Consider the following 8766-nt stretch of genomic DNA (forward strand, 5'->3'; position numbering starts at 1 on the left):
TTCAAGAGTTGCCAGATTATTCTTTTGAGCAATCATCACTCTTACAGACAAAAAACTTATTTCCCGACTACAAGGAAATCTCCATAGGAAGTTCAACAAATTAACTTACAAAGACTAGATCAAGCTTAGAAACGTTGGTTAATACCTGATCAAACTGGTAAACGTGGAGGGCGACCAAGATTCAAAAAATCAGGGAAATTAAAGTCATTCTGTTTTAGTAGAGTTAATCATCCGCTCATCAGTAGACTTGTCGCGAAATAAAACCTTAAAGTTAAATGGAAAATTTCTACCTTTCAATCATTAAATTATGCTGCCATTAAGTAGAAATTCCAGAGTCCAGCTGCAGTGAACATGAAGTGAGCGTCGCGCATCTTTGATGTGATTTCGATATCATCCTCTAGCTGCATTATATCTGTTTACCCCAGATATTGTATGTTCACATTTGACGCGATCGCTACTTTTTTCTTGATTGAGATGTTTTTGTTGGTCAGTTAATTCCTTAGATCGAGGTTTTTTCGTGGGTCGGCTTGATGTTGACAAATTCCTTCTGTAACCCCTGGAAACCCAAATCTATAGCAATGTGCTCTGGCATATTTACACATTATTTTTTGTAAACCTTTTCCCTTACTGCACTTTGAGCTACTAAGTTGTAAATACCTGAGCGCTCATTGCTATACATGAATTTTCACTTCATCAGGTACAAAATCCACCAATTTTTCTTCATCTATAGCAATGAGTGCTGGCATCTTTACATACTACATAAAGAATTTATCTAGTATTGTAGTTGCTGCATGACCTGCATTTTTCATACATAAATTAGGCGATCGCCAAACATTAAAATTTTCAGGATGTGTGTTTAGGTATTGAAAATTTACAGTTTATAATTTAAGAAACTTCTATCTTCAAATAAAGTTTGAGTGTTATGGTACATCCTTACAGTCAAGATTTGCGTCAACGGGCTCTTAATCTCATGATTAATGGTATGTCTATTAGTCATGTGAGTCGTTTATTAAATATAAGTCGGCCTACTCTTGATCAATGGCGATATCGATATTTAAGCACAGGCTCAACAGCAGCTAAAGTCAGTGTACCTCCTGCTCAGATCTCTAAAATTAAAGACTGGGAAGAATTTGAAAAATTTGTTCAGGCATTTCACGAACAAACTCAAAAACAAATGGCTGCAACATTGGGAAACTGTAGTCGTTTTACTATTAGTAGAGGTTAAAAAAAACTTGGTTTTACTCGTAAAAAAAAACATATGGTGATCAAGAAACAGACGAACTAGAAACAGAAGAATTTATCTTTAAACTAAATCAAATGGACAAGAAAGATATTGTTGATGTAGATGAAGCTGGAATAGATAATAGGGAAGATTATCCTTATGGTTATGGAGTTAAAGGAAAAAGAGTACCAGGTATGAAATCAGGAAAAAGAACTGAGAGAGTAAGTTGGATTGCAGCTATAAATCAAGAAAAAAAGTTTGCTCCTTTAACATTTATAGGAAGTTGTAATCGTGTATGGCATGAGAGCTGGTGGGAAAATTGTTTACTACCAAAATTACAACGTAGTGGTGAAAGATATGCTATACGAATAATTGATGTAGTTGCTCTTTGAGACGATCGCTTTGAGACAAGAATGTGATTTTTTAATTATCTGTTAAATCAAGTTCCAAGGCGCAATCGCGAGAGGGGTAGTGTCGGTGATCGCAGAATGGATGCGATCGCAAATAAAAAATATCGGTCATTTAGCAGCACTTGTATTGCTTTTGCAGTTTTATGTAGTATGTAAATATACCAGCGCTCATTGCTATATTTAACGAGAGAGAACTTCACAGTTTAGGATAATACTAATTAAGTTTGAGTGGGTGAAGCTAGCTCTCCGTTCTACTTGATTTATTAAGTACATTCCTCTTCTGATAATTTTCAGGAGAGGATTTAAACTATTGGGCAAGAAGTATACTTTCTTAAGTATACATTTAAGTTCAAATTCAGCAAATTCATGGAACAGAGAAGTTTGAAAAATTACACAGGATTAGGAGATAAACTGCTAATATCCCTCAATCTCCGTTCTGAGGAAGTAGAGCGAACCTTGCTAATGTTTGCGGTATATACTCTTACTTCTGTCGGATTAATTTGGTTAGAACTAAGTACAGTTAGTTTATTTTTAGACCAGTATGGTGCTGACAAACTACCATGGATATATATTGCCAGTGCTGTTATAGGTTCAGGTCTGGGTTTTGTCTATTCTTGGCTACAAAAAATCATGCCTCTGCGTCGAGTAATAATAGTTATTCTATTACTAATGGCAGCACCTTTGTTTTTATTTCGGTTTGGTATTGGTATCGAAAATGTACAGATAACTGGTCTGAGTTTAGCTTTTCTGACTACCTTTATGATGTGGTTGTGGGTAGAAGCTTGTTATTTGCTCAACGATCTGAATACCTCAATCACAGCTAATCAGTTATTTAACATCAGAGAAATTAAGCGAACATATCCAATAATTAGTAGTGGTTTTTTAGTAGCAGGAGTAATTAGTGGATTTTCTCTACCTTTAATACTATACTTTGTTGGACTGAGTAATGTTACAATAATATCTGGATTAATGATAGTATGTGGGTCAGGAATACTGTTATTTTTGTCAGAAAAATATCAACAATCTTTTCCTGACTCTAGCCGTTGGATACCGGAAGAAGACGAACAAGAATTTTCTACAAGGAACATTCAAGGACCTCTACAAGGTTATATACTCCCATTAATCATATTTTTTGTAATAGCAGAAGTTCTCTATGTATTAATAGACTTTCAATTCTTTTATCAACTAGAACTGCAAAACCCAACAACTGATGGAGCAAGTCAAATAGCAACTTTCTTAGGTTTATTTGAGGGAGTTTTGAGTACCTGCCAAGTAGCAACTCAATGGTTTGCCTCTAGTCGTCTAGTAGAAAGAATCGGAGTTTTTGGTACAGCGATGATACTACCAATAGGAGCAATAGCTTTAGGCTTATTTTCTTTTACAGGCGCAATAACAGGATTATTTTCAGTATTTATAGGATTAGTAATTCTGAGATTTTTAGATGAGTTATTACACTATACGTTGATTGAAACTACTGGACCTGTTTTATTCCAACCTCTGCCTGAAAATATTCGCAGCGATGTTCAAACAATGGTAAATGGGGTGGCAGAACCATTTTCTACAGGCTTGAGTGGATTAATAATACTAGCAATTCTCTGGTTATGTAGATTAATATTAAATCCTAGTCACAGTGGGTTTCAAGACCAGCAGGGTCTGATATTTGTAATAGCAATTCTGATATCTGGTTTCGTATGGTTGGGAGTAATATGGTTAATTAGAAGCCAATATATTGGCTTGCTAGTAAGAAGCGCTGGTAAAGGAAGACTTGGTGTCTTGGATGTAGATATGCGGGCATTGAAGCGCTCGGTAGTAGAAACTTTGCAAAAAGGTACAGCAGAAGAAGATAAACGTTCCTGCATTGAGTTACTTAGTCAAATAGATAAAAAAAATTTAGGGGAAATACTGGCTCCACTTTTGCCGGTTATGTCATCTGAATTACAACATCAAAGTCTCGAAGTAATGTTGAATCATCCTAACCCAACTTATCTCGAACAAGTACGTTCCCTAGTTCAGACATCTATACCACCAGAAGTATTGGCTTTGGCTTTACGCTATATTTGGCTGACAGAATCAGAGCCAGAGATTAATCAAATACGACCTTATTTACAACCTTCAGTAGATCCAGTGGTAAGAGGTACTGCCGCAGCTTTAATTATGCGTCGAGGCGATCGAGGGCAAAAAGCTGAAGCTACTAATGTTTTACGCAGGATGATTACTTCCAAACTAGAAAAAGAAAGAGTTATGGGCGTTCGTGCTTTGGGGGAAGCAGATTATTTGCAAGGATTACGATTGTATGTCCCTAGTTTATTACAGGATGAATCGTTACGAGTGCGAAAGTATTGCATGGATGTAATTGCTGCTACTCGTTTGGAAAGCTACTACCCCTCTTTATTGCGAGGTTTGTCTTACAAATCTACTCGGGAAGCTGCGTTACAAGCATTGGTGAGGTTAGGTAATGATGGGATTCCGATGTTGGTAAAGTTGGCAGATGATTCTCATAAGTCAGATTTGGTCAGATTACAGGCTTGGAATGCTATTGGTGAAATTGGTACAATTGAAGCGCTGGATGCTCTGGTAAACAGAATGATGACTACCTGGGGTATAACACGCCGTAATATTCTGCGAAGATTGTTGACAATGCCAGGGGAAGTTGGAATTGAGGGGGTACTTGAACGGGTAGGTCGTAGCGGTGTAGAAATTTTAATTGAGCAAGAGTTGATGTTTATGGGGCAAGTTTATGCAGGTATAGTAGATTTGTCTGGAGTGGATATTACTTCTACTACTACTCTATCTCCTATCGTAGAGGAGGTTAATGGAAAACTGAGTACTGATTACACGCAAATGTTACTGCGGGCATTAAAATTGCTGGAGTTAGATGCTATAGAACGGTGTTTCTTATTAATGAAGTTTCTCTATCCATTGGGAGCTATTCAGGCAGCAGCTTTTAATATTAAGTCTGACTCACGTTCAAATTTAGCCCGTGGTTTAGAGATTTTAGATAATACTGTAGATATTTCCTGTAAGCGATCGCTGATTGATATTTTGGATCAAAACAGTTATGAGGAAAAGTTAAGTAGTTTGTCTGAGATGGTGGTTTATAAACTAATGGCTCCTAGCGAACGTTTACGGCATCTGTTAAATTTACGTCATTTTCTTTCTGATTGGGCTTTGGCTTGTTGTTTGCAGATGGCTCGTGCAGCTCGTTGGGGTTTAACTGCAGAGCAAACTTTAGTTTGTTTGCGTCATCCTACAGGTTTTGTGCGGGAGGCGGCTTTAGCTTATTTACGGATGGCATCTCAACGTGCTTTGGTTGAATTATTACCTAATTTGAGAAGTGACCCAGATCCTCTGGTAGCTGCTCAAGTAGAACAAATGATTGTTGAATTTGGTATTGGTTAACAATAGCAGGGTAGTTATCGTAATTTGGATAAGTAGATAGGCAAATTTGTTTGTATATCTACTATAAGAATACTCAATCTACTTGACTAAAATAATTTTCAAAAAAATCAAAGTCTCTCCCTAAAGTAGATTTGGTTATTGAGGTAATTAGCCTATAATCTACTAATAACTAGAGATACATTTTCTGTGCCGATTTTGCCTACTTCGGTTATGAATTATACCAATTTGGAAAAAGAATGTTACGAATAATCAGGGCAATTAAATGACTTTATAGGAGATGTCCCTTGAAGTAAAAATATCAATTCTGACCTAATAAATGGTATCAAAGCTATTTATTCTGTAAGTCGCCAATCTGACAGCTCCCCTACCTGACTCCTGACTTCCCCTCCTGGGAGGGGGAGGGGCGAGGGGTGGGTTGACTCCTAAGAAATAACCTATTTATTTGTAGCAAATATTTATCAATTTGGTATTATAAGGGTTTTCACATAGATAGACTACAGTGGCCAAAGCATTTTTCTACTGCCTCTGTTGGTGCGCATTCCCTCTCTTGGTTGACATTCTCATGGCGAGGAGACCTCGCCGGATTCCAACCGCTTGCGTCTGTCGCACCCCGTGGGGTCGCGCCGCTACTCCATTTTCTCTATCCCCTAAGCAAAAATAATTTTGTAGTCTACTTAAATGAAAAGCGCTGTAAATTAATTTTGTGGCGTTGTACAGTGACGAATAATACCAAATCCGGGTATAAAAAAAGGCTTGTCTTATCTCTCAATCCTATGTATCGTATAAAACTACCATTTTTTTTATACCCTCTTACTAGGGTAGATTTGGTATGATTTGAGATTTTTGATGAACAGGATTTTGGATTAATCAATTCCTGTAATGATTAATGTTAGGTTTTTTTTAGTCAAAGTCTAAACTATTTTTTGGCAATATCATTCCATAATATGCAACACCAATTTTGTATATATACCAGATACTTCTGATAACTTGCAGCAAGTATAAAAATTAAATCTCTTTTCCCTTTTTTTTCAAATACTTCTGTTTACCTTTTAGGTGACTTGTACAAAAAGTCTATTGATATGATTAATTTTAATTATGGGATAGTGTAAACTAAAGAAATGCAAAGTCATCTATCAAATGTTATCTGAACATTATTAACCATTAAAATTTGCTCAATAAAACGTGATTATTAAATTTGTTTATTCACCAAAGGGAAGGGTGTAAATGTTATGCTGACAAGTGTAGAGCGTCTTTTATTTATTAGAGCTGTCCCAATTTTTAGAGAATTAAGAGATGATTTCTTAGTACGTTTAGCTTCTGTTATGGATGAGCTATCTTTCCCTAGTAGTTATAGCATTTTTACTGAAGGGCAAGAGGGAAGGTCTCTTTATATTGTGGTATCTGGTAAAGTTAGAGTTCATTTGGCAGACAGGGAGTTAGCAAGGTTAGAACAAGGAGCTTGTTTTGGTGAAATGTCTTTGTTTGATGCTGAACCTCGTTCTGCTTCTGTAACTACTTTAGAAATTTGTGAATGTTTGATGTTAACTCAAATGCAACTTTATGATGCAATTGATGAAACACCAGATATTGCTATTAATATTATTCGTCTGTTGTCTCGTCGTATTCGTGAACTAAATCAAAAAATTAATGCCAGAGAAAATAGTATAGCTACTACTAAAGTAGCCGAGTTTCGTTAGTTCACCAAAATATTCAGTAAATTGGTTTTGTCTAAATAAAACCAACATCGCTTATACTTACAGCACTTTTGAGGATGGTGAGGTACGGTAACAGGAATGAGTGAACCAATTTCTCATATCAGTTAAAGTCACTTGCTAAATTGCTTCCATTAATGCTATTTCGAGCATCATCTCTAGTACGAGCCGCAACCCCTCGCAAATATTCTTTAATTTTTGACCAACAATTTTCAATTGGGTTAAATTCAGGAGAATATGGAGAAAGATATAGCACTTTTATTCGGAGCTTCTTCAATTATATTTCTGATTTCCTCAACTTGATGAGCTGGTAAATTGTCCATTACCAAATATGCACCTGGCCATAAATTAGGTAATAAAACTTGTTCAATAAAAACTTGAAAAACATTTTTACCGAGAAATTGTGGGTATGCGCCTCCCCTTTTCAGGGGAAAAAAGAAAAAATTTTTCATGATTAGTCAATCCTCTTGTTTTCAAGGAGAGGTAATTATTAATTATTAATTGTTGAATTGTACCACTATCAATGGTCATAATCCCAGAAAAACCAGACAAAGAAATTGCACCAATTAATGTTAAGTTTGTTCCTCGCATCATCGGGACGAGTATCATAAACTTTATTTCCTTTGGCAGAACGGCCATAGGTTCTAGTCATGGCTAAATTTATAGCAGTTTCATCTAAAAAAACTAGGTTTTTTGCCTGGATATCTAGAACGTTTTCCCAATAATCAAGCCTTTTTTCCAGATTTTTTGTGGTTCCTGCTTGAGCTGTGCGAAAAGTTTTTTTTCGCGTCAAGTTGAATTTTTGAAGTTCAACACACAGAGTAGAGCTACTTACTGAGAAATTGTGGGTATGCGCTTCCCCTTTTCAGGGGATAATAAATAAAAATTTTCATGATTAGTCAATCCTCTTGTTTTCAAGGAGAGGTAATAATTAATAATTAATTATTAATTGTTGAACATAGTCTCCATCAATTCACACAATTTCTGGTTGGTCTCCTCTAGACAAACATTGATCTATTAGAGACATTGCTAAGTCTGGTTTCTTCACAAATTCTGGGTGTTTTTTTCCTTTGGGAAAAGAATCAGCTTTCTGATACAAAGCTATATCTCAAGGCAGACTTTTAACTCGATCATCAAGATTAGTTGTAACTACGACTACACCATTATCTGTTTTTCCTATTTCTCCTAATATATTGTCACCCTACTCCTGCAGTTAAATTACCACTTCTTGCTCCGTCTTTACGCCGAGGAAACCTCGGTGCAGGCGGTGCGCTTTTTCTGTGGCCTGAATCGTCTATAATTAAAGCAAATAAACCAGAAGGTTTTGTTTGACGACATTCCCACATCACTTGAAGACAAAGCTGATTCACAGCATCTACGGACCAATTTGCTCGAACTAAAAAATGCCGTAATTTGTGGTAGGTGTGACCTACAGACCATGTTGGCAATTTGAGACAAGTTTTTTCTGTGGCTTTCTCCTAATCATCCTCCTATATACTCTCGGTTACCGGATTTTTTGAGCTTTTGTCTTAAATACATTGTTAAAGCGATTTGCTTACGCAACGCTACTGCGAACGCACCATCGATGCAAACAAGGGGGCATGGCCACTGAAGTTGTTTCTTTCATCGGACTTTCCCCAGGGAGTAATTAACGTCAAATACTTGTCAGGTATATATTATCACCTTTTTTTTACCTTTTTTTCACTAAAGTCCCGTTAATTAGAAACCAACATTCGGCACTTTATTTCAAAGTATACAAAGATTATGTTTTAGTAAAAATCGGAGCTGGTAACAGAGATTTAGGGTAAAAAGTACGCAAAATTAATTACAAATTTTGCAAGTATCCACTCAATATGATGGGGTAGGCAATTATGATAGCTGCCAAGACCAGCCAAAGGAATTAATAGAAGAGCGATCGTCAATAATAGTTGCCAGAGAGGGAATATTTCTGGTCTGAGAAATGCGATCGCGTACATATTCAAAAAAGCAAGGGTCCCAGCTTGCGAGTAGTAGCAACAAGGGA

General features: G+C 36.4%; 7 protein-coding genes and 2 pseudogenes. 5 read left to right on the forward strand and 4 right to left on the reverse strand.

Translation table 11 applies throughout. The annotated features are described in order from the left end of the window. Positions 1–390 precede the first annotated feature (390 nt). Positions 391–540 carry a hypothetical protein gene (locus F6K27_RS31460; protein WP_287279739.1) on the reverse strand — a complete coding sequence of 50 codons (150 nt, stop codon included), beginning with the start codon at positions 538–540 and terminating at the stop codon, positions 391–393. Between the two features lie 382 nt (positions 541–922). Between F6K27_RS31460 and F6K27_RS31465 the strand changes: the two genes are divergently transcribed. The 5 genes from F6K27_RS31465 (at position 923) to F6K27_RS31485 (ending at position 6728) form a co-directional block, all read left to right on the forward strand. Next, a complete protein-coding gene (locus F6K27_RS31465) occupies positions 923–1225 on the forward strand; it encodes a helix-turn-helix domain-containing protein (RefSeq protein ID WP_287279738.1) in 303 nt (100 codons plus the stop codon). Positions 1226–1317: 92 nt separating this feature from the next. Further along, entirely contained in the window at positions 1318–1614 is a 297-nt protein-coding gene (locus F6K27_RS31470; RefSeq protein ID WP_124146365.1) for a transposase, read from the forward strand. Between the two features lie 79 nt (positions 1615–1693). Continuing rightward, positions 1694–1816: a hypothetical protein gene (locus F6K27_RS31475; RefSeq protein ID WP_287279737.1), complete on the forward strand. Its 123-nt coding sequence runs from the start codon at positions 1694–1696 to the stop codon at positions 1814–1816. Positions 1817–1998: 182 nt separating this feature from the next. After that, the gene (locus F6K27_RS31480; protein ID WP_287279736.1) at positions 1999–5031 is read left to right on the forward strand and encodes a HEAT repeat domain-containing protein; all 3033 of its coding nucleotides are present in this window, start codon (positions 1999–2001) and stop codon (positions 5029–5031) included. A 1229-nt stretch (positions 5032–6260) separates the two neighbouring features. Beyond that, a complete protein-coding gene (locus F6K27_RS31485) occupies positions 6261–6728 on the forward strand; it encodes a Crp/Fnr family transcriptional regulator (protein WP_124146367.1) in 468 nt (155 codons plus the stop codon). 118 nt (positions 6729–6846) lie between these two features. Here F6K27_RS31485 and F6K27_RS34490 read toward each other — a convergent pair. The 3 genes and pseudogenes from F6K27_RS34490 to F6K27_RS31500 form a co-directional block, all read right to left on the reverse strand. Continuing rightward, positions 6847–7195 (reverse strand): annotated as a pseudogene (locus tag F6K27_RS34490) (transposase). 68 nt (positions 7196–7263) lie between these two features. Beyond that, positions 7264–7536: a hypothetical protein gene (locus tag F6K27_RS31495; RefSeq protein WP_287279734.1), complete on the reverse strand. Its 273-nt coding sequence runs from the start codon at positions 7534–7536 to the stop codon at positions 7264–7266. 183 nt (positions 7537–7719) lie between these two features. After that, positions 7720–8370, reverse strand: a pseudogene (locus tag F6K27_RS31500) (transposase); the annotation flags it as partial. Between the last annotated feature and the right edge of the window lie 396 nt (positions 8371–8766).

This window comes from Okeania sp. SIO2F5, assembly GCF_010692685.1.
In the GTDB taxonomy this organism is placed as follows: Bacteria; Cyanobacteriota; Cyanobacteriia; order Cyanobacteriales; family Microcoleaceae; genus Okeania; species Okeania hirsuta.

Excerpts from the sequence above, each read along its gene's own strand:
- F6K27_RS31470 (WP_124146365.1), top strand. The coding sequence starts at position 1,318 with ATGGACAAGAAAGATATTGTTGATGTAGATGAAGCTGGAATAGATAAT.
- F6K27_RS31485 (WP_124146367.1), top strand. The coding sequence starts at position 6,261 with ATGCTGACAAGTGTAGAGCGTCTTTTATTTATTAGAGCTGTCCCAATT.
- F6K27_RS31480 (WP_287279736.1), top strand. The coding sequence starts at position 1,999 with ATGGAACAGAGAAGTTTGAAAAATTACACAGGATTAGGAGATAAACTG.
- F6K27_RS31465 (WP_287279738.1), top strand. The coding sequence starts at position 923 with ATGGTACATCCTTACAGTCAAGATTTGCGTCAACGGGCTCTTAATCTC.